17 protein-coding genes are annotated in these 21325 nt (G+C 72.9%); 8 read left to right on the plus strand and 9 right to left on the minus strand.

Annotated elements, in window-relative coordinates; translation table 11 throughout:
* Positions 1-207: 207 nt before the first annotated feature.
* Positions 208-1497 carry an acyltransferase gene (locus tag BIU94_RS14255; protein WP_071261583.1) on the minus strand — a complete coding sequence of 430 codons (1290 nt, stop codon included), beginning with the start codon at positions 1495-1497 and terminating at the stop codon, positions 208-210.
* A 115-nt stretch (positions 1498-1612) separates the two neighbouring features.
* Between BIU94_RS14255 and BIU94_RS14260 the strand changes: the two genes are divergently transcribed.
* The gene (locus BIU94_RS14260) at positions 1613-3475 is read left to right on the plus strand and encodes a glycosyltransferase family 39 protein (RefSeq protein ID WP_175472238.1); all 1863 of its coding nucleotides are present in this window, start codon (positions 1613-1615) and stop codon (positions 3473-3475) included.
* Between the two features lie 83 nt (positions 3476-3558).
* Positions 3559-4590, plus strand: a complete 1032-nt coding sequence (locus tag BIU94_RS14265) for a lysylphosphatidylglycerol synthase domain-containing protein (protein ID WP_071261588.1) — start codon at positions 3559-3561, stop codon at positions 4588-4590.
* A 519-nt stretch (positions 4591-5109) separates the two neighbouring features.
* Here BIU94_RS14265 and BIU94_RS14270 read toward each other — a convergent pair.
* Together BIU94_RS14270 and BIU94_RS14275 are read right to left on the minus strand one after the other, a co-directional pair.
* Positions 5110-6693: a DUF2142 domain-containing protein gene (locus tag BIU94_RS14270; RefSeq protein WP_071261591.1), complete on the minus strand. Its 1584-nt coding sequence runs from the start codon at positions 6691-6693 to the stop codon at positions 5110-5112.
* A gap of 10 nt (positions 6694-6703) precedes the next feature.
* Complete coding sequence (locus tag BIU94_RS14275; protein WP_083404854.1) at positions 6704-7252, minus strand: GtrA family protein; 549 nt, start codon at positions 7250-7252, stop codon at positions 6704-6706.
* 112 nt (positions 7253-7364) lie between these two features.
* On the opposite strand from BIU94_RS14275, the gene BIU94_RS14280 reads away from it, so the two are divergent.
* From BIU94_RS14280 to BIU94_RS14305, 6 genes are all read left to right on the plus strand, one after another.
* The gene (locus tag BIU94_RS14280) at positions 7365-8501 is read left to right on the plus strand and encodes a 5-(carboxyamino)imidazole ribonucleotide synthase (protein ID WP_071261593.1); all 1137 of its coding nucleotides are present in this window, start codon (positions 7365-7367) and stop codon (positions 8499-8501) included.
* A gap of 216 nt (positions 8502-8717) precedes the next feature.
* Entirely contained in the window at positions 8718-10691 is a 1974-nt protein-coding gene (locus BIU94_RS14285) for a glycoside hydrolase family 6 protein (RefSeq protein ID WP_071261595.1), read from the plus strand.
* 87 nt (positions 10692-10778) lie between these two features.
* Complete coding sequence (locus BIU94_RS14290; RefSeq protein ID WP_175472239.1) at positions 10779-11876, plus strand: glycosyltransferase; 1098 nt, start codon at positions 10779-10781, stop codon at positions 11874-11876.
* A 9-nt stretch (positions 11877-11885) separates the two neighbouring features.
* A complete protein-coding gene (purE, locus tag BIU94_RS14295) occupies positions 11886-12398 on the plus strand; it encodes a 5-(carboxyamino)imidazole ribonucleotide mutase (protein WP_071261601.1) in 513 nt (170 codons plus the stop codon).
* A 200-nt stretch (positions 12399-12598) separates the two neighbouring features.
* Entirely contained in the window at positions 12599-12880 is a 282-nt protein-coding gene (locus BIU94_RS17520; protein ID WP_139196403.1) for a hypothetical protein, read from the plus strand.
* A 324-nt stretch (positions 12881-13204) separates the two neighbouring features.
* Positions 13205-13963 (plus strand): glycoside hydrolase family 16 protein, encoded by a 759-nt coding sequence (locus BIU94_RS14305; RefSeq protein WP_071261608.1) that lies wholly within the window; start codon positions 13205-13207, stop codon positions 13961-13963.
* 6 nt (positions 13964-13969) lie between these two features.
* Here BIU94_RS14305 and BIU94_RS14310 read toward each other — a convergent pair whose 3' ends face one another.
* From BIU94_RS14310 to BIU94_RS14335, 6 genes are all read right to left on the minus strand, one after another.
* On the minus strand, positions 13970-15112 hold the full coding sequence (locus BIU94_RS14310; RefSeq protein WP_071261612.1) for a glycosyltransferase family 1 protein: 1143 nt from the start codon (positions 15110-15112) through the stop codon (positions 13970-13972).
* Positions 15113-15273: 161 nt separating this feature from the next.
* Positions 15274-16125 carry a dTDP-4-dehydrorhamnose reductase gene (rfbD, locus tag BIU94_RS14315; protein WP_071261617.1) on the minus strand — a complete coding sequence of 284 codons (852 nt, stop codon included), beginning with the start codon at positions 16123-16125 and terminating at the stop codon, positions 15274-15276.
* Positions 16122-17108 (minus strand): dTDP-glucose 4,6-dehydratase, encoded by a 987-nt coding sequence (gene rfbB / locus BIU94_RS14320; protein WP_071261620.1) that lies wholly within the window; start codon positions 17106-17108, stop codon positions 16122-16124. Before rfbB ends, rfbD begins: the two co-directional genes overlap by 4 nt.
* Positions 17105-18793, minus strand: a complete 1689-nt coding sequence (locus BIU94_RS14325; RefSeq protein WP_071261623.1) for a glycosyltransferase family 39 protein — start codon at positions 18791-18793, stop codon at positions 17105-17107. The genes rfbB and BIU94_RS14325 overlap by 4 nt, the downstream gene beginning before the upstream one ends.
* Positions 18790-20355, minus strand: a complete 1566-nt coding sequence (locus BIU94_RS14330) for a glycosyltransferase family 39 protein (protein WP_071261625.1) — start codon at positions 20353-20355, stop codon at positions 18790-18792. Before BIU94_RS14330 ends, BIU94_RS14325 begins: the two co-directional genes overlap by 4 nt.
* Positions 20345-21286 (minus strand): glycosyltransferase family 2 protein, encoded by a 942-nt coding sequence (locus tag BIU94_RS14335; RefSeq protein ID WP_071261627.1) that lies wholly within the window; start codon positions 21284-21286, stop codon positions 20345-20347. Before BIU94_RS14335 ends, BIU94_RS14330 begins: the two co-directional genes overlap by 11 nt.
* Positions 21287-21325: the final 39 nt, after the last annotated feature.

The raw sequence follows: 21325 nt of genomic DNA on the forward strand, positions 1-21325 counted from the left end.
AGATGCCGTGGGGGCCTGATCTCCCACGCCGCAGTCCGAGCGATGCTACCGGGCCTCGGCGACACCTGTCCGCCTGGCGCACGCGTGCCGTCGCCGCCGACGCGGACGGGCCGTCGCGCTGGTCGGCGCTGCCGGCGGCCACCGTCCCCGGTGCTGGCGGTGCCGGCGGTGCTGGCCGCGCTGGCCGCGCTGGCGGCGCTGGCGGCGCTAGCGGTGCTCGCGGGTCGGGCGTGCGCCGTCGGTGTCGTCGATCTCCACCTCGGGCACCCGCCCGCGCGAGGAGACCTCCTGCGTGGCGTGCTTCTGCCGACGGTTCAGGAAGTTGCGTTCCACGAGCCACCACATGCCGACGCAGATCGCGAGCGTGACCGGGATGACAACGACGACCATCATCAGGAACTGCCACTTCGGGGACAGGCCGACCGGCAGGAGCAGCAGGTTGCCGAGGCCGAGCAACGGGCTGTGGAAGAGGTAGACCGAGTACGACACCAGGCCCGCGAGCACGAAAGGCTTCCACGCGAAGAACCGCGCGAGCCAGGTGTGCTGCCCGGTGACGGCCCGGCGTCCCATCCAGGTGAGCAGGATGCCGGCGAAGAGGCCGAGCACGACCTCGGACGGCCAGGTCTGGTGCTGCCAGTAGTCGCGGTTGCGGAAGAACACCAGGAGCGTGCCGACGAACATCGCCGCGACGAACACGCCGCCCTGCCAGCGGGGACCGCCGAGCTTCGAGGACTCGAGCTTGCCGGTGAGGTGCTCGTCGCGGGCCTTCACCGTCAGCTCGGCCGCGAGCATGCCCACCGCGAAGAGGCCGACGAACCACGGGTGCATCCAGGAGTAGCGGCTCTCGGCACCCATCCACATGCCGATGAGGACCAGCGACGAGGCGGTCGCCCACCCGCCGAAGACCTTCCAGAGCGGCAGGATCAGCAGCGGCATGAGGAAGTAGATCTGCCACTCGACGGCGACGGTCCACATCGGCCCGTTGATCTTGCCGATGTACTGCGGGAAGAAGTCGTGCACGAGGAACAGGTGGGTGAGGAACGTGCCCCAGCCCATCGGCAGCTTGGTGTCCCACTGGGTGCCGCCCGGCTGCCCCATCACCGGGACGAACAGGATGATGAGCGCGAAGACGACGAGCGACGCCCAGTACGGCGGGATGATGCGTCGGGCGCGGCGCCAGATGAACTTCCAGAACCCGCCGGGCAGCCGGTAGCGGTCGAACCGGGTCACGACGGGCAGCATCAGGACGTACCCGGACAGCACGATGAAGAGCGGGACCCCGAGGTAGCCCCACCCGATGATCGGACGGAGCCACGGCAGCTCGGTCGGCCCGGTGCCCTTCATCCCCGTGAAGAGGTACGCGTGGTAGAACACCACGGCCAGGGCCGCGAGACCGCGGAGGCCGTCGAGGTACGGGAACTCGAGCCGACCGCCCGATCGGGGAGCGGCGACCGGCGTCTCGGCTGCGGGATCGGTTGCGCGGGTTTCGGTGGCCAACGAACGTCCTCGTGGTGGTCGGAGCGGGGTCGCAGGCAGTCTCCCACACGCCGACCACGGCACGCGATCCGCCACGGTGCGGTCGGTCGAGCGAACGGATGTCATGATGAAGCACGTGACCGTGACGACGCCCGCAGCACCGCAGATCACCTCCGAGCCCGTCCGACGGCGTCCGGAGGCGGGCACACGGCGGTACCGACACGTCGTGGCGCCCCTCGTGCTGGCCGTCCTCGTGGTCGTCGGGGTCGGTCTCAGCGCCGCCGTGGCGTACCACAACCGCCTCGGGGTGACGAACGTCGACGGCATCTCGTACATGGGCATCGCGCGCGAGTACGCGAACGGTTGGCTGCCGGACGCGATCAACGCCTACTGGTCGCCGCTGGTCTCGTGGATGATGGCGCCGTTCGTCGCGGCGGGCCTCGGCCTGCAGACGGCCTTCGCGGTCGTGAACTGCTTCGCCGTGGCCGTCGTGCTCGGCATCGGCGGGTGGCTCGTCTGGTCGCAGAACCACCGCATCGTCCCGGCGGTGCTGTTCATGGTCACGTCGATCCCCGCCCTGATGAGCGCGGTGTCGGTGCAGACGCCGGACCTGCTCGTCGTCGCGTGGATCGTCGGGTTCCTGTGGGCCCTGCGCTGGGCGGACCAGGCGCTGCACGGCACGCGGCGCGCACGGCTCGTCTCCGGTGCGGTGCTCGGCGCCGTGGCCGCCCTCGGGTACTTCACCAAGCTCTTCCTGCTGCCGGTCGCCATCGGCGCCGTCGTCCTCTGGCTGCTCCTGCGCGTGTGGTCCGCCCGCCGTCGGCGTGAGCCGGTCCGGCACTGGTGGACCGCGCCGGTCGCCACGATCGTCGTGTTCGCGGTCGTCATCGCCCCCTGGGTCGGCGCCCTGACCGTGAAGTACGGCACGGTGACCCTCGGGTCGTCGCTGTCCGTGAACATCGGCTCGAAGTTCGACGACGGCGGGCGGGCGACCGACTGGCCGTTCCTGCCCGTCCCGCCGAACCCGCACGCCTTCTCGCCGAACGAGGACTTCACCCCGTCGGTCTACAAGCAGGGTCCGATGGACAACCCGGACCCCGACGCCGTGCCGCCGACCACGACGACCACCACCGAGGACACCGGGCCGCGGGTGACGAAGGAGTCGGGCATCCCCGCCCGCGCCGCCTACTACCTGCACGAGCGCATGCTCGCCCTGCCCTACTACCTGCAGAAGATCAGCACCTTCGCGCCGTTCGCCGCGCCGATCGCCCTGCTCTTCGCCGCCGCGCTCGTCATCGGCGTCGTGCGCTTCCGCCGCTACGCGTTCACCTGCATCGTCGCCGCGACCACCCTGGTCTACTTCGTCGGCTACGGCATGATCACGTCGTCGTCGAGCGGCGGCGGCAACGCCCGGTACTACTGGCCGCTCTTGTACCTCACAGCGATGATCGGCGCACTCATGCTGCCGGCGGTCTGGCGCCTGGTGCGCCGACGCGGGGTCGTCCGCGCCGTCGTCGCGTGCCTCGCGATCGCCGTCGTCCCCGTCGCGTCCTTCACGCAGAACTGGGCCGGCTCGCCGGCGCCGTTCTACCCGTCGGTGAACCGGACCGAGCCGCTGCGCGTGCTCGGGCCGACCGAGGTCCCCGAGCTCGTCCGGCTCGCCGACCAGATCCGCGCGAGCGGCGCCCTGCCCGAAGGGGCCAACGTCATCGGCTCGAACTACCGCTCGCTCTCGTCGCTCGCCTTCCTGACCGACACGCACGTGTACGGTCGCTCAGGTCAGGGCTACACGTACCACTCCGACGCGATGCGCAACCTGTTCATCGACGAGGGCGTGCAGTACTTCGTGCAGTTCGACCCGGCGACCGCCCCGGCCCGCGACTACTCGGTGGCGGGGAAGCTCGTCGGCACCTACGACGCGACGATCTCGTGCAGCGCCGACCGCTCCACGGACCCGGAGATCCCGTGCCGCATCCAGATCGTGCAGCTCGCCCGGTAGCGGTCCGTCCGAGCGGCGACGCAGGGAGCCGGGCGCCGCTGCGTCTACGATGACCTGTGCCCGAGACCCGGCAGGAGAGTCGTTTGTCAGGAACCACCAGCGAGACCCCCGCGACCGAGGGGAAGCGTCCGTCCACCGCGCGACGGATCCTCGGGCGGGCGATCCCGATCGTCTTCTACGTCCTGCTCGCGGTGTTCCTCGTGCTCTACGTCCGGCACGTCGACTGGGCGCAGCTCGCCGGACTCGACTGGCAGTGGTCGTGGGTCGTCGTCGCGACGCTCATCAGCCTGGGCTTCCGCTACTGGGGCGTCGGCATCTGGTTCTACCTGCTCCGCCGACTCGGGGCGACCGGCCTCAAGGGCAGCGGCGTCACCCTGACCTACGTCTACGCGAAGTCGTGGATGGGGCGGTACATCCCCGGCGCCGCGACCTGGATCATCGGCAAGGTCTACTTCGCGTCGAAGCACGGCGTCTCGAAGGCGCGGCTCGGCGTGAGCGGCCTGCTCGAGGGCGCCCTGCAGATCGCCGCGACCCTCGCCCTGGCCCTCGTGCTGCTGCTCATCGACCCGCGCACCCACCAGCTCGACGTCTGGCTCATCGTCCTGATGATCGCGGCCTTCGTCGGCTGCGTCGTCTGCCTCATCCCGCAGGTGTTCGTGTTCCTCATCGGCATCGCGCTGAAGATCCTGCGGCGCAAGCCCCTCGAAGCCGACGTCCGCCCGAACCTCGGCACCGTCCTCGGCGGCGCCGGCCTGTACGTCGCCGGTGCGGTGCTCTCCGGCACGGCCTACTACTTCATCACCCTGGCGGTGTACCCGTCGCTGAAGCTCACCGACGCGGCGTTCGTCATCGGCGCCGCGAGCATGGCGTCGGCGATCAGCATGCTCGCCGTGTTCGCCCCCGGAGGCCTCGGCGTCCGCGAGGGCGTCCAGGCCCTGCTGCTCGCGCTCGTGATGCCGCCGTCCGTCGCCCTCGTCGTGGTGGTCGTCACCCGCGTCTGGAGCCTGGCCGTCGACGGCCTGTTCCTGCTCTGCGCCGCAGCCCCCACGTGGTTCCGCCGCGGCCGTCCGACCGACGACCCCTCGGCGGTCGAGAGCGGCGTGCCGGCGGCCTGAGGCTCCGCGCTCGGCGCTCCGCGCTCCCGTCCAGTGAGCAGAAGACGTCGGGTCTGGATGGCAGACCCGACATCTTCTGCTCACTGGATGTCGATACGACGACGCAGCGGGCAACGCACCGGCGGCCCGACGCCCGGCGCTCCCGGCCAGTGTGCAGAAGACGTCGGGTCGGGACGGACGACCCGACATCTTCTGCTCACTGGATGTCGTCAGGTCGACGCGGTGGGCAACGCACCGGCGGCATGGCGCCCCGTGCGCGGGCGCCGTCACCACGCCGCGGCGGGCAGCGCACCGGCGGCCTGACGCCCCGCGCTCCCGTTCAGTGAGCAGAAGATGTCGGGTCGGAGTGGGGGACTCGACCTCTTCTGCTCACCGAGTGCCGCCGCGACGACGCAGCGGGCAACGCAGCGGCGGTCTGACGCCCGGCGATCCCTTCAGTGAGCAGAAGACGTCGGGTCGGGGCGGCGGACTCGACGTCTCCTGCTCACCATGTGCTGCCACGGCGACGCAGCGTGGTCCTCACACCACGGTGACGGGGGCGTCGACCGCACCACGACGACCCGCGCGGGCGACCTGCACGACCGACGCCACCAGGCCGGCCGCGACGAGGACCACCACGACGGCGAGCACGGCGGGCGGCACCGGGCCGAGCTCGGAGTACCGCAGGAGCCCGCGGCCCGTGACCGGGAACAGCGCGGCGTTCCAGAACCACGCGGACGCCACCGCGAAGCCGTAGACGCCGACCGCGGGGAGCAGCACCGCCAGGGCGACGGCGGCCCACGATCGTGCACGACCCGCCGGCACGAGTCGTCGCCAAGCGAGCGCGCTCAGCACGACGAGGCAGACGATCGCGGGGAAGTAGTAGCGACCCTGCGTGGCGGCGACCTCGGTCGTGGTCAGGTACGAGTGGGCGCTCGTGCGGTTCTGGATGCCGATGAGCAGCGCCGGGAACACCGCCAGGCAGAGCGCGACGCGGAGCTGCGGGCCGCGGCGGAACGCCCAGCCGACCAGGACGACGAGCGCGACGAGCGTGAGGACGGCCGTCAGCAGGTCGCCCATGCTCACCTGCGCCCGACCGCCGAAGCTGCCCCAGAACGTGCGGGCGAGGGTGCCCCACGACACGTCGAGGAAGTGCCCGAGGGTCGGGTGCTCACCCGGCGGGAAGTCCTTCGGGGGCCGCATCGCGGTGTAGCCGTTCGGCTGCACGCGGCCGTAGGCGAACCAGTTGTGGACCCACCACCACGCGCCGATCCCGCCGGAGACCGCCATCGCGACCACGGTGCGGACCACCCGTCGCCGCAGGGACAGCACCCCGGCGCCGGCGAACAGCACGACCACGGCGACGAAGGGGACCGCGGGCAGACCGGTGCCCTTGATCCAGACGAGCGCACCGAGGGCCACGGCCAACGCGATCGTCGTCCGCCAGCGGGTGTCGCCGGTGAGCAGTCGCGTCGCCAGCCAGGCGACGACACCCGCGACGAGCAGCACAGGGGCGTCGTTCGACACCGACGAGCCGATGGACGCGAGCTCCGGCGTCGCGAAGAGTGCGAGCGCACCGACCAGCGCGGCCCGCGGCGACCGGGTCACCCGGCGGACGGACGCCCACACCAGCAGCGGCAGGGCCGTCACGGCGAGGGCGTCGGCGAGACGGAGCGCCAGGAACGCGTGGTCCCAGCGCAGGTCGCCGTAGTCGACGGCCCTCAGGACCAGTCCGCCGGCGAGGTACGCGGTCGGCGGGTGCTGGGTCATCTGGTTGACCGTCGCCGACGGCCCCGGTGCGCCCTGCAGCAGGCCGCTCACGGTGGACCACTGGTCGGCCGGCTTCGTCGCCTGCTCGGCCTTGGCGGCCTGCACGGCGTTCGAGACCTGCAGCGCGCCCGGGTCGACCCACTCGCCGCCGAGGGCCACGTGCACCGCGGCGTCGATGTGCGCGGTCTCGTCCGGTGCCTCGAACACCGGGACGACGAGTGCCCACGCGACGAGCCAGAGGCCGAACGTCGCGGTGACGACGGCGATGGCGATGCGCTCCCACCGGGCGGCGCGGGGCGGCGCTGCGGGGGAGTCGGTGGTGGAGGAGCCGGTGGTGGTCGTGGGGGCCGTCACCCGACCGATCCTACGGTCGCGCGTCGCCGCTCACCTGCGGCCCGGGCACGGCCGTGGCGTCCGTCGCACCGTCGACGACGTCGGACGGGGCCGCGGCGTGCACGGGCGTCGCGGTGTCCGCGGCGGCGGCCTCGCCCGTGCGCTCCGGGTGGTAGACCCACACCTTGTACAGCCAGAACCGGAAGACCGCGCCGAGCACGAGCCCGACGATGTTCGCGACGTTGTCGGCCAGCACCGACGTCAGCCCCATCGCGTAGTGCGACACCGCCAGGCAGGCGAGCGCGATGACCATGCCGCCGAGCGACACGACGACGAACTCGATGCCCTCGCGGGTGGCGACGGCGCGGCGCTGCTCGCGGAAGGTCCAGTAGCGGTTGCCCATCCAGTTCACGAAGATGGCGACCGCGGTCGAGACCACCTTCGCCCAGAACGGACCCGAGTGGACGTCCGCCGGGTCGAGCACCGTGCTGCGGAGGACGTTGAACACCGTCGTGTCCACGACGAAGCCGACCGCTCCGACGAGGCCGAAGCGTGCGAACTGGGCGATGAGGCGCCGCACGAGCCCTCCAGGATCCGTAGAGTTGAGACGGGTCGCGCACCGCGGACCCGAAGAACGATTGTAGACAACGCGCTCTCGCCACCCGGTGTGAGTGCCGGAAGGATCACACAGCATGGCGTTGCGCGTCGGGGTCATCGGCGGAGGACAGCTCGCACGGATGATGGTGCCCGCCGCCATCGAACTCGGCATCGACATCCGGGTCCTCGCCGAGGGGCCGGACATGTCCGCCGCGATCGCCGCCACCGCCGAGGGTGACTACCACGACGTCGAGACCGTGCTCGCGTTCGCCCGCCAGGTCGACGTCGTCACCTTCGACCACGAGCACGTGCCGCAGGACGTCCTCCGCGCACTCGTCGACGCCGGCGTCGCCGTCCGCCCCGGCCCCGAGCCCCTCGCCGTCGCACAGGACAAGATCACGATGCGCACCCGCCTGACCGAGCTCGGGCTGCCGGTGCCGGACTGGGCGGCCGTGCACGACCAGGACGAGCTGCGCGCCTTCCTCGCCGACCACGGCGGTCGTGCGGTCGTGAAGACCCCGCGGGGCGGGTACGACGGCAAGGGCGTGCGGGTCGTCTCCGACGCCTCGGACGTCGACGACTGGTTCATCGCGACCGCCGAGGCCGGTGGCGACCAGGCCCTGCTCGTCGAGGAGCTCGTGCCCTTCACCCGCGAGCTCGCGCAGTCGGTGGCCCGGCGTCCCTCCGGTCAGGTCGTCGCCTGGCCGCTCGTCGAGACCGTGCAGCGCGACGGTGTCTGCGCCGAGGTCATCGCGCCGGCGCCGGACAGTGCCGGGCGCATCGCCGACCTGACCGAGTCGATCGCCGTCCGCATCGCCGAGGCGCTCGGCGTCACCGGGGTCCTGGCCGTCGAGCTGTTCCAGACCGACGACGAGCGCATCCTCATCAACGAGCTCGCGATGCGCCCGCACAACACCGGGCACTGGACCATCGACGGTGCCACCACGAGCCAGTTCGAGCAGCACCTGCGTGCCGTCCTCGACCTGCCGCTCGGGGCCACCGGCGCGTTCGCTCCCGCCTCGGTGATGATCAACGTCCTCGGCGGTCCGGCGGACGGCGACCTCGCCGCCCGCTACCCGGCAGCACTCGAGGCGTTCCCCGAGGCGAAGTACCACTTCTACGGCAAGGCCCCGCGCCCGGGTCGCAAGATCGGCCACGTCACCGTCATCGGCGACGACGTCGACGACGTCGTCTACCGCGCACGGGCGGCCGCAGCGCACTTCGACGACTGAGCGGCGGCCCGTCGACGCGACGGGGAGCGGACGGGAGGCCCGTGGCGGACGCCGCCACGGGCCTCCCGTCCGTCACCGGGTCGCGACACGGACGTCCGGGACGTCCCCAGGAGTGCCGACACCCCCTCGGGTGGCACCCGCTCTGGCGGGTGGTGACGCCGCCGACCGCGTGTTCCCATGGACGGGTCAGGGGTCGACCGTCCGAGGAGTGTGTCCATGCACCGCCGTCCGCGCCGTGCCGTCGTCTGCGCCGCCGTCGTGGCGCTCACCGCCGTCGTCGGGGCGCTGCTGCCGACGGCCACCGCGTCCGCCGCGACCTCCGCGACCGACATCCGTTCCGCGACCGCCGCGTCGCTGTACGGAGCCGGGCCGTACCGCTCCCCGACGAGCGAGGCCGCCAAGGCCGCGACGGCGCTCGCCGGGTCCGACGCGGCCGGTGCCTCCGCCGCGTCGACGATCGCCCGCTACCCGGTGGCGACGTGGCTCGGCGAGTGGGCGCAGGGCACGCAGCTCCGGAAGACGATCGACACCGCCGTCAGCGGGGCCGAGCAGTCCGGCACCACCGCCGTGTTCGTGCTCTACGCGATCCCGGACCGGGACTGCGGCGGGTACTCCGCCGGTGGCTTCGACGAGGCGTCCTACGACGCGTGGGTCGACCAGGTCACCGCCGCCGTCGCCGGGCACCGCGTCGCGGTCATCGTCGAACCGGACTCGCTCGCCATGCTCAGCAACGCCGCGTGCGACCAGGCCCTCGACCAGCAGCGCTACCGGATCCTCTCCCGCACGGTGGCCGGCCTGACCGCTGCCGGGGTGCCCGCCTACCTGGACGCCGGCAACTCGAACTGGGTCCAGCCGGCGACGATGGCCGCCCGCCTGGACAGCGCGGGCGTGCAGCAGGCACGCGGGTTCTTCACGAACGTCGCGAACTACTACCCGACCGCCCAGGAACAGGCCTACGCGCAGAAGGTCTCCGCGGCGACCGGGGGCTCGCACTACGTCATCGACACCTCGCGGAACGGGCAGGGCTGGCGCGGCACCTGGTGCAACGCGCCCGGCGCCGGCCTCGGCACCACGCCGCGGGTCGTCGCCGACGGCACCGCGCTCGACGCCCTGCTCTGGGTGAAGACCCCGGGCGCGAGCGACGGCACCTGCAACGGCGGACCGGCCGCGGGGAAGTGGTGGTCGACGTACGCGCAGTCCCTCGTCGCGAACGCCCGCCTCGGCGCGGCGACGCCGCAGCTGTCGCCGCGCGGCTCGCTCGAACTCGTGGCCGGTGCGGGCGGCGGCGTGCGTGTGCGCGGCTGGGCGTACGACGAGGACGACCCGACGCAGCCCGTCCGGGTCCGCGCGACCGTCGACGGCGCCGCGGCCGGCAGCATCGCCGCCGACGCCGACCGGTCCGACGTCGACGCGTCCGCAGGGGTCGGCCGGTCCCACGGGTTCGACGTCGTGGTGCCCGCGGCGGCCGGTCCGCGCCGCGTCTGCGTCACGGCGGTCTCGATCGGCGCCGGGGACGACACCGACCTCGGCTGCGCCACGGCGCGGGCCTACCGGCACGACCCCTACGGCGCGCTCGAGTCCGCGCGGGTGGCGGCGGCCGGCATCGCGGTGACCGGGTGGGCCTTCGACGGGGACGCCGTCGGGTCGGCGACGACCGTGGCGGTGACGGTCGACGGCAGGACGGTCCGGTCCCTGTCCGCCGGGGTCACCCGCGCCGACGTGCACCGGACGTGGGGATCCGGCACGGCCCACGGGTTCAGCGGCACGGTGCCGGTCGGCGCGGGGAAGCACCGCGTGTGCGCCGTCGCGCGGAACACCGGAGCGGGCGCCGACCGTCCCGTCGGTCCGTGCCGGACGGTGACGGTGCCCGTCGCCGCCCCGGTCGGCAAGCGCGAGTCCGTGACCGCCGACACCGCCGGTCGGGTCTCGGTCCGGGGCTGGGCCTTCGACCGCGACGCCCTCGGACGGTCCGTCTCCGTGCGGGTCACGGCCGGCGGTCGGTCCGTCGGCACCCTGGTTGCCGACCGCACGCGGAGCGACGTCGACCGCGTGCACACGAGCGGCACGCGGCACGGGTTCGCGGGGTCGGTCCGTGTGGCGGCCGGCAAGCGATCGGTGTGCCTGACCGCCGTCGGCATCGGACGCGGCGGGGACACCGCGCTCGGGTGCAGCACGGTGCGGGTGCGCTGACCCGCTGGACCGCACCGCGCCGCCGGGGCGGTGCGGGTTCCTGCTCGGTGTGCCGGTCGTGTGCGGCGGTGCGGGAGAATGGGCCGCATGCCGCGTGATCTCGCCCGCCGGGCCGTCCGACGACTCCGCCGTGCGGTGCTCGGGGCGCCACCGGCACCCGCCCCGCTCCCGGTGCTCGGGTACGTCGTGGCAGGTGCCGACGGGGCACACCCCGCGTCGGCGCACGTCCGGGTCGTCCGCCGCGTCGAGCACCTGGCGGCGGGCGGGACCGCAACGGTCCGCCAGGTCGACCCCGCCGCGTTCGTGGCCAGCACTGACACCACCGGGTACGCCGCCGTGCTCGTCCAGCGCGACGTCCTGCCGCTCGCCACCGTGCAGCCGTTCCTCGACGCGGCTGCGGCCCGTGGGGTCCGGGTGGTGGCCGAGGTCGACGACGACTTCTTCACCGCCTCGGGCCGACAGCGACTGGCCCGTGCCGAGTACGAACCCGACCGGCTCGCGTCGATCGACGCGATCGTCCGCGGCGCCGACACCGTCGTCGTGAGCACACCGGAACTCGCCGAGGTCGTCCGACCCGTCGCCCGGAGCGTCGCGGTCGTCCGGAACGCCCTCGACCCCGGGCTCTGGACCGCGGGGGAGCCCGCCACCGACGACGACCGGCCCCGCGACGAGCACCGGGTCCTGTACATGGGCACGCTCACGCACGCCGCCGACCTCGCACTGCTGCACGACGTCTTCACCGACCTCACGACGACGGACGGCACGCCGATCCGGCTCGAGGTCATCGGCGTCACCGACGAGGACGGTGCCGACTGGTACCGCCGGCTCGAGGTGCCCGACGGCCACTACCCGGCCTTCTCGCGCTGGCTCGTCGCGCACCGGCAGCGGTGGCGCGCCGGTGTCGCCCCCCTGCGCGACGAGGAGTTCAACCGCGCGAAGAGCGACCTGAAGTTCCTCGAGTACACCGCGCTCGGGATCCCCGCGGTCGTCTCGGACCGCCCCTCGTACGCCGCGGCCCGACAGCACGGCGCCGTCGCCGTCCCCGACGACCCCGCCGCGTGGCGGGAGGCCGTGCGCGCCGCGGTCGAGCACGGCAGGGCCGACGACGGCGCTGCCCGGTGGGTCGCGACGGAGCGGACGATCGGCCGCGACGGCGACTCCTGGCGGCGGGTGCTGCTCGGCTAGGCTCGTCGCGTGACCGACACCGACGCCCCCGTCCAGCCGCTCGTCTCGATCATCATGGGGTCGGACTCCGACTGGCCCACCATGCGCGCGGCGGCGGACATCCTCGCCGAGCTCGGCATCCCGTTCGAGGCCGACGTCGTCTCGGCCCACCGCACCCCCGACAAGATGACCCGGTTCGCCCGCGAGGCGGCCGGGCGCGGCATCCGCGTCGTCATCGCCGGGGCGGGCGGTGCGGCGCACCTGCCGGGCATGGTCGCCTCGATGACGACGCTCCCGGTGATCGGCGTGCCGGTGCAGCTCGCCCGTCTCGACGGTCTCGACTCGCTGCTCTCGATCGTGCAGATGCCCGCGGGCATCCCGGTCGCGACGATGGCGATCAACGGTGCGGCGAACGCCGGTCTGCTCGCCGCGCGGATCATCGGCTCGTCCGAACCCGCGGTCGCCGCACGCCTCGCCGAGTACGCGGACGGGCTCGAGCGGCTGGTCGAGGAGAAGGCCGCGCGCCTGCGCGACTCGATCTAGCGGGCGCTGCGGCGTCGGTCGCCGAGGTCGGGCGCGCCCGCCGCATCGTGTGGCGTTCCCCCGGTGAGGACGCCGTACGCGATCGCGTCGGTGCGGTCCGCACACGCGCGGTCGAGCGTCCGCGTCGCCGTCCGCACGGGCTCACCCGTGATCGGTCTGCCGCACTCCTCGCACCGTGTCATGCGCGCTACGGTAGAGGCATGTCGGCTCGTCTGCATCGTCTCGTGCCCGTCCTCGTGCTGGCGGCGGTCGTCGTCGTCGCGGCGGTCGTGTGCGTCGCCGAGCTCGCCGCCGCCGGCCCGCTCAACCCGGTGGCGTCGTGGACCGGAGCGACCGGGGACCACCTCGTCGCCACCGAGAGCCAGTTCGAGGGGTGGACCGCCGCGCGGACGGGCTCCGTCGTCGCTGCCGTCGTCGCGGTGGTCGCCGCCGTCGGCGCGGTCGTGGTCACCGTCGTGACCCGTCGCCGGGACCGGCCCTGAGCGACACCGGCACGGACCTGACACCGGCCCTGAGCCGGCACCGACTGCTCCGACGCCGGCCCTGAGCCGACACCGGCCCTGAGCTGGCACCGACACCAGCACCGGCACCGGCCCCCGAGCCAGCGCGGCTGCCCCTCGGCGCGAGCGAGGCCGAGCCGCCTGGTCTGCCGTCGACGGAGCGTACCCCCCCCGTCCGGGTCGCGCGTGGACTGGGGGCGGTGCCCGGCGTGCCGCCGAACTAGCGTGATCCGCGGGTGGCCGTCGACCGGGCCCCCGACGCCCGACGGACGGGCGTGGACCGTCACGTCAGGGAGTGACCAGCCCATGCAGGACCGTGCCTCGAGACGAGCGAGCCTCGCCGTCGTCCTCCTCGGTGCCGCGCTCGTCGCCGGCGGTCTCGTCCCGGTCGCGCCGGCCGCGGCCAGTTCCGCGCCCCGCGGCGACGTGGGGAACTTCCGACAGACGGTCCGCGAGCAGTTCAGCACGAAGGCGGCGGCGGGCGGCCAGTTCGCGTCGACCTACGCGAAGACCTGGCAGCCGTACCCGGACGGCACCGGCGGCATGTACTTCTCGGGGTCGCAGATCAGCGCGCACAACGGGTACATGGACGTCCGGCTCGACGGGAAGCGCGGCGCCGCGGGGACCTTCGGCACGCCGAAGGGGGCGTGGTCGCACAAGGGCGGCAAGTTCACCGTGCGGGCGAAGGCCACCGGCGGCGACGGCAACGGTGCGGCGTTCATGCTCTGGCCGTCGTCGGACGTCTGGTCGGACGGCGAGATCGACTACCCGGAGGGCAACTTCGACGCCCGGCCGATGGTGCACCACCACTCGATGCGCCCGGGTCGCGAGGCGACGGCGACGAGCACCGACACCGGCGTGGACTGGCGCCGTTGGCACACCTACTCGATCGAGTGGATCCCCGGGAAGTCGGTGCGCTACCGGCTCGACGGCAAGGTGATCAGCACGGTCACCCACGACGTGCCCCGGACGGAGCACCGGTACATGTTCCAGACCGGCGACTGGGGCGCGTCCGGGCACCTGTACATCGACTGGTACAGCACCTACACGTACGTGCGGCGCTGACCGACGTCAGAGGTCGGCGTGCAGCTGCCAGGTCTCGGCGGCGGCGTCGCTCCAGTCGTACATGCGTGCGCGGTCCGGCCCGGCGACGGCGAGGCGCTCGGCCAGGTGCGGGTCGTTGACGACCTGGTACACGGCCTGTGCGAGGCGCTCCGGGTAGGACTCCCGCGGCGACCGGGCGACGGTCACGCCGGCGTCGGACGCGACCTCGGCGACCGCCGGGTCGTCCGAGTGGATGACCGGGGTGCCGAAGGACATCGCCTCGACCACGGGCAGGCCGAATCCCTCGGCCAGGCTCGGGAACACGAAGACCGTCGCACGGTCGTAGACGACCGCCAGGTCGGCGTCGTCGATGCGGCCGAGGACCTTGAGCCGGTCGCGGGACAGCCCGGCGCGCTCGGCGGTGCCGTAGACGTCGACGTCGCCCCAGCCGTCCGGGCCGGACACCACGAGCGGGATGTCGGTCGGGGCGTCGGGGTGCACCATCGCCTCGATGAGGGACGACAGCGCCTTGCGGGGCTCGAGCGTGCCGACCGCGAGCACGTACCGGTCGGGCAGTCCGAGGCGCTCGGCACGCAGGTCGGCGTCGACCGGGAGACGGAGCCGTCCGCTCGGGGCGCCGCCGATGACGCGCAGGCGGTCGTCGAAGCGGTGGATCTCGTTGAGGGCCCCGGCCACCGCGTGGGTCGGGACGACGACCGCGTCGGCGTACTTCCAGGCCCGCTTCACCATCGCCTTGTGGAAGTGTACGCCGCGGGTGGTGAGGGTCTCCGGGTTGGTCCACGGCACCGTGTCGTGCACCGTGACGACGGTCTGCCGACCCGGGTCCTGGAAGCGGTCGTGCTTCACCAGGGGAGCGAGCACGCTCGGCGCGTGGACCATGCCCTTGGCGATGCCGCCGACGAACCCGCCCTGCCAGGCGAGCGAGAGCTCACGACGGGGCAGCGGCAGCCGGTCGAGCGCGGCGAGTCCCGGCAGCAGCGTGCGCAGGTGGGCCATGTCGTCGGAGCCGACGGCCGACACGACGCCGACGACGTCGCAGCCGCTCGGCGCCTGGTCGACCAGGTGTCGCGCCAGCTCTTCGGCGTACCGACCGATGCCGCCCGGTACGGGGGCGACGACCTGGTCGACGAGCACGTGGAGCGTGGTCATGGTGCGGGTCTCCTCGTCGTGGTCGGGCGGGACGTGGTCCCGGCATCCGGCTGCCCGACACTACCAGGGCGAGCGGGGCGCCCCCTGGGCGGGGCGGGAGGCCCGGATCACGTCCGACGACGTCGGTGACGGGATCCGGGCCTCCTGGCAGAGCGCCGCGGCTAGGCCGTCAGCGCACCTGCGGCGACCGCGGCGTGCAGCGCGTCGCGCCAGTCGCGCATGGGCGCGAGCCCGGCGCGCGACCAGCCGTCGTGACCGAGCACGCTGTAGGCCGGACGCGGAGCGGGCCGGACGAACGCGGTGCTGTCCGTGGGCAGGACGCGTTCCGGGTCGAGTCCGAGCTCGCGGTAGATCGCCTGCGTGAAGTCGAACCACGAGCCCTGGCCGGCGTTGGTGCCGTGGTAGGTCCCGGCGGGCGCGTCCGAGTCGACGAGCTCGACGATGCGGGCGGCGAGGTCGCCCGTCCACGTCGGCTGTCCGACCTGGTCGGTGACGACGCTGACGGTGTCGTGCGACCCGGCGAGCCGCAGCATGGTGGCGGCGAAGTTCGGGCCGTGCGCGCCGTAGATCCACGCGGTGCGGACGACGTACGAGCTGTCCGGGGCGGTCGCGCGGACGAGCGCCTCGCCGGCGGCCTTCGTGCGACCGTAGGCGTTGATCGGGTCGGTCGGGGCGTCCTCGGCGTACGGGGCGGACCCGTGGCCGTCGAACACGTAGTCCGTCGACACCGTGACGAGCTTCGCGCCGTGCCGGACCGCGGCCCGGGCGAGGAGCTCCGGTCCGGTCGCGTTGACGGCGTACGCGTCGTCCTCGTGCGTCTCGGCGTCGTCCACCTTCGTGTACGCGGCGGAGTTGATCACGACGTCGTGCCCGGCGACGGCGGCGTCCACCGCGGTCGGGTCGGTGATGTCGAGCTCCGCGCGGGACAGCGCGGTGACCTCACGGCCGGCGAGCGCGGCCTGCAGGTCGCGGCCGAGCATGCCGGCGGCGCCGGTGACGAGGTACCGGGTCACGCGATCGCCGCGCGTTCCTTGAGCGGCTCCCACCAGGCGCGGTTGTCGCGGTACCACTGCACCACGTCGGCCAGGCCCTGCTCGAACGGCACCTGCGGCTCGTAGCCGAGCTCGGCCTGGATCTTCGAGATGTCGACCGAGTAGCGCAGGTCGTGGCCGAGGCGGTCGGCGACGCGCTCGACGGACGACCAGTCCTTGCCGGTGGCGTCGAGCAGCAGCTGCGTGAGCTCCTTGTTGGTGAGCTCGGTGCCGCCGCCGATGTTGTAGACCTCGCCGGCGCGGCCGCGGGTCAGGACCATCGCGATGCCGCGGGTGTGGTCGTCGACGTGCAGCCAGTCGCGGATGTTGTTGCCCTCGCCGTAGAGCGGCACGTTCTTGTCGTCGATGAGGTTCGTGACGAAGAGCGGGATGACCTTCTCGGGGAAGTGGTACGGCCCGTAGTTGTTCGAGCAACGCGTGATCGAGAGGTTCAGGCCGTGCGTGCGGTGGTAGCTGCGCGCGAGCAGGTCGCTGCCGGCCTTCGACGCCGAGTACGGCGAGTTCGGCTCGAGCGGGCGCTCCTCGTCCCACGAGCCCTCGCTGATCGAGCCGTAGACCTCGTCGGTGGAGACGTGCACGAAGCGCTCGGTGCCGTGCCGGAGCGCGGCGTCGAGCAGGCGCTGGGTGCCGACGACGTTCGTCTCGACGAAGATGCCGGAGTCGCGGACCGAGCGGTCGACGTGGGACTCGGCGGCGAAGTGCACGATGGCGTCGACGCCGGGGACGACCTCGTCGAGCTTCGCGGCGTCGCGGATGTCACCGTGCACGAAGGTGTAGCGGGGGGAGTCGGCGACCGGCGCGAGGTTCGCCTCGTTGCCCGAGTAGGTCAGTGCGTCGTAGACGACGACCTCGGCGCCCTCGAGGCCGGGGTACGCGTCCTCCAGCGTGCGGCGGACGAAGTTCGAGCCGATGAAGCCGGCTCCTCCGGTGACGAGGATCTTCACGGGTGCTCATTCCTTGTGGTCGGTGCGACGGTCGGCCGCGATTCTAGCGGGGAGTCGGTCGTGGGCCGGGCGGGGGCCGCGGCGTCGGGGCGGGTGGGGGCCGCGACGTGGTCGGCACCGGTCCCGGCGCGGGGCGTGCCCGGCGTCGATGTCGGGCCGGTCGGATCGGTCGGGGTGCTCGTCGGTGCGGTCGTCGCGGCGCTCGCGCCGGCGCTCGTCGCGCGCCAGAGCAGGACGGTGCTGACCAGGGCGGCGGCCACGAACAGCGCACACGCCAGCGCCGCGGTGTACGGCCCGGCGACGGAGCCGCCTGCGAAGGCCGAGGCCCCGGCGCGGCTGATCCGGAACTGGCTGGCCTCCCACGCGCCGCGGTAGCAGACGCCGATGCCGTACAGGCCGATCGCGTAGGCCGCCACGGCACCGCCGCGAGCGAGCCGGCGGCGCAGCTCGGGGCGCACGACGAGGGCGTGCCAGGCGACGACCTGGCCGAGCACGAGCGCGACGATCGCGACGAACAGGAACCGGCCCTGCTGTCCGTTGCCCACGTGGGTGCTGAGGTAGTTCCGCCAGTTGTAGGCGAGCGTGGCGACGAGGACGAGCACGGGCCAGACGAGCAGGACGGCGGTGACGCGCCGGGTGGGGGTGCGGCGCGCCGTCGACCACGCGAGGACGGTGAGCGCACCGATCGCGAGCACGTCGAGCAGGGCGGCGGGCAGCGGCCACTGGTTCGCGCCGAACGACCCGAAGAACGTGGTGGTGAGCCCGTCCCACTGCCGGCCGGCGAACGCCCCGGGGTTCACACCGCCCGGGCCGTACGGCTGCACCGCGGTGACGCCGCGCAGGGCGTCCGGCACCGGGGTACCGCTCACGAGCACCGTGCGGACCCACCACCAGCCGGACACCGCCGCGGCGGCGGCGACCACGACGGCCGCGTGCAGGACACGTCGGACGGCGGGGCGACCGGGGGCCAGCAGGAGCACGGCCGCGGCGAACGGCACCGCGAGCAGGCCGAGCGCGTTGAGCGACGCGAGCCCGGTCACGGCGACGGCGAGCCCGGCGGTGGTCCACCAGGAGCGGTCGCCGGTGAGCACGCGGGTGACGAGCCAGACGAGCACGGCGCCGAACAGCACCATCGGCGCCCAGACCGTGACCCCCGACGTCACCTGGGCGAGCTGCGGCACGGCGAAGAGCAGCAGCGGTGCGACGAGCGCGGTCCGCGGTGAACGGGTCACCCGTCGGACGGTCGCCCAGACGAGCACCGGCAGCGCGGTCACCAGGACGACGTCGAACAGGCGCAGGACGAGCACCGCGTGGCCCCAGTCGAGCGCTCCGAAGCGCACGACCCGCAGGACGCCTGCGGCGACGAGCCAGTACGTCGGCGGGTTCTGGGACATCGGGTCGACCGAGGGGGAGTCGCCGGGTGTCGCGGCGAGCAGGGCGTCGACGGAGAGCCGGTCGACCGCGGCGACGGGCTGCTCGACGACCTGTCGGATCGCGGCGAGGTAGTGCATCTCGCCCGGGTGCGGCCACCCGAGCCCGAGTGCGAGCCGGAAGGCCGCGTCGACGTGCGCGGGCTCGTCCGGGGCGCCGAGCACGGGCGTGACGAGGGCGAAGGTCAGCAGGAACGCGAACCAGGCGAGCGTCACGGTGCCGAGGAGGAGCCAGGTGCTGCGGCGGGGGCTCATGCCTGCACCTCCGGTCGGCGCAGGAACCGCACGAGCAGCACGGCCGTCGCGACGAGGGCGAGGGCGGCGACCGTCGCGAGGGTGAAGGCGCCGCCGGCCGCGAGCGTCCCGGTGCGGTCGAAGGAGCGGACGACGGCGTCGTCGATCCAGAACGCGGCGTCCTGGCCGAAGGCCCGGAGCGCGTAGACCACGCCGTACAAGCCGAGGGCCATCGCGGCGACGGCGATCCCCACGGCCAGGCGGGTCCGGCCGGCTGCGGTGACGGTGACCCGCCGCCACGCCAGGGCGCTCAGCGCGACGAGGGCGAGTAGCGTCGGGAAGTAGTAGCGCCCCTGGGTCCCGGCGACGATGGTGTTCCGCAGGTAGCCGCCCCACCCGCTCTGCATGTGCAGGGCGATGAGGACCACCGGGTACGACGCCAACACGACGGCCGGACGCAGCAGCGGGCCGCGTCGGAACGCCCAGATCACGATGCCGGCAAGGCACACGACGGTCAGCCCGTCGATGACGAACTGCGCCAGCTGGAACTGCGTGAGGCCGCCGACGCTGCCCCAGAACGTCCGGCTCACCCCGTTCCAGTAGTCACGCAGGAAGATCTCCGGGCTCGCCCCGGTGCCCTCGGGGAACGGCTTCGGCGGCCGGGCGTACGGCGCCAGGCCGTCGGGTTGGACCTGGTGGAACACGAGCAGGTTGCGCAACCACCACCACGCGCCGACGACGGCGGCGAGGCCGAGCGTCCACAGGGTCCGGAGCGCGTTCCGCCACACGGTGGCGCGGGTGCAGCCGGCGGCCATCACGGCGATCGCCACGAACGGGATCGCGGGCAGCGCGGTGCCCTTCACCAGGAGCATCGCGCCGAGGAACAGCGCGATCCAGATCGTGGTGCGCACGCGCAGGTCGCCGGTCAGCAGCCGGACGACGAAGTACACCAGGGCACCGGCGAGCGGCAGCATGAGCGCGTCGTTCGTGACCGAGGCGCCGATGGCCGCGATCTCCGGCACGCCGACGATCACCGCACCGGCGACCAGGGCGGCGCGGGGCGACCGGGTCAGCCGTCGGACGGTCGCCCAGGCGAGGAACGGCAGCGGCAGGACGAGCAGGGCGTCGAAGAGGCGGAGCACCAGCACCGCCAGGTCCCAGCGGAGGTCCTCGAAGTGCACCAGGTGGAGGACGCCGGCGGCCAGTGCGTAGTAGGTCGGCGGGTGCTGCGACATCTGGTCGATGCTCGTCGGCGCGGTCCCCGGGTGCTCGCGGAGCAGCTCGCCCCAGGTCTGGTGCTGCGACGCCGGTTCGCGCAGGTTCGCGTCGAGCGAGGCGTTCGTGGCGGCGAGGTAGTGCAGCTCGCCGGGGTCGGCCCAGTTCGTGCCGATCGCCACGTGGAGCACCGCGTCCACGTGGGTCGGCTCGTCCGGCGCCTTGTACGTCGTGGTGACGACCGCCCAGACCGCGAGCACCGCGGCGAAGGCGATCGTCAGGGCGATGACGACGACACGCTCGGCGCGTCCGACGGAGGGGCGCCCCACACCCGTCCCGGACACGACCGGAGTCGTGTCAGTCGCCATACCGCTGCAGTTTCTGCAGGTCGAGCTGCTCCTCGGCCAGCGTGCGGTTCAGGCGCGTGAGGTCGGCCACGACGCCGATGACGATCGAGAGCAACGCCGTGATGAGCAGGACCACCCCGAGGATGATCGACTGCAGGTGGTTGCCGCCGGTGTTCATCGCGAGCAGCACGAGGTACCGGATGAGCGGCCAGAGCCCCAGGGCGCCGAGCACCACGCTCACCCAGGCGAAGAGCGCCATCGGCCGGTACATCAGGTAGACGCGGGCGATCGCCGACCCGGACTCGAACATGTGCTGGAAGATGTTGCTGAAGAGGCGGGACTCCCGCGTCTTCGGGTTCGTCGTGATCGGCACCGACGCGATCGCCAGGCGCTTGTAGCCGGCCTGCACGATGGTCTCCATGCAGTAGCTGAAGCGCGTCACGATGTTGAGGCGGATGAGCGAGTACTTCGAGTACGCACGGAACCCGCTCGCGGCGTCCGGCAGGTCGAGGCCGGCCGCGCGGCTCGCCACCCAGGACCCGAAGCGCTGCATGAGCTTCTTGAAGCCGGAGAAGTGCTCGATCGTGCGCGTCTGGCGGTCGCCGATGACGATCTCGGCCTCCTTGCGGAGGATCGGCTGCACGAGTTCGGCGATCTGCGCCTGCGGGTACTGGTTGTCACCGTCGGTGTTCACGACGATGTCCGCGCCGTGCAGCAGGGCGTAGTCGACCCCGTCGCGGAACGAGCGGGCGAGGCCCATGTTCGTGGTGTGGTGCACGAAGTGCTTGACGCCGTGCTCCTTCGCGACCTCGACGGTGCGGTCCGTGCTGCCGTCGTTGATCACCAGGATCTCGATCTCGTCGATGCCGTCGATCTCCGTCGGGATGGAGTCGATGACGCTGGCGAGGGTGTTCTCCTCGTTGAGGCAGGGGATCTGGACGAATAGCTTCACAGGCTCGCTCGGTCTCGTTTCGGGGCGTCGCATTGCGCA

The organism is Curtobacterium sp. MMLR14_006 (assembly GCF_001864985.1).
Classification (GTDB): Bacteria; Actinomycetota; Actinomycetes; order Actinomycetales; family Microbacteriaceae; genus Curtobacterium.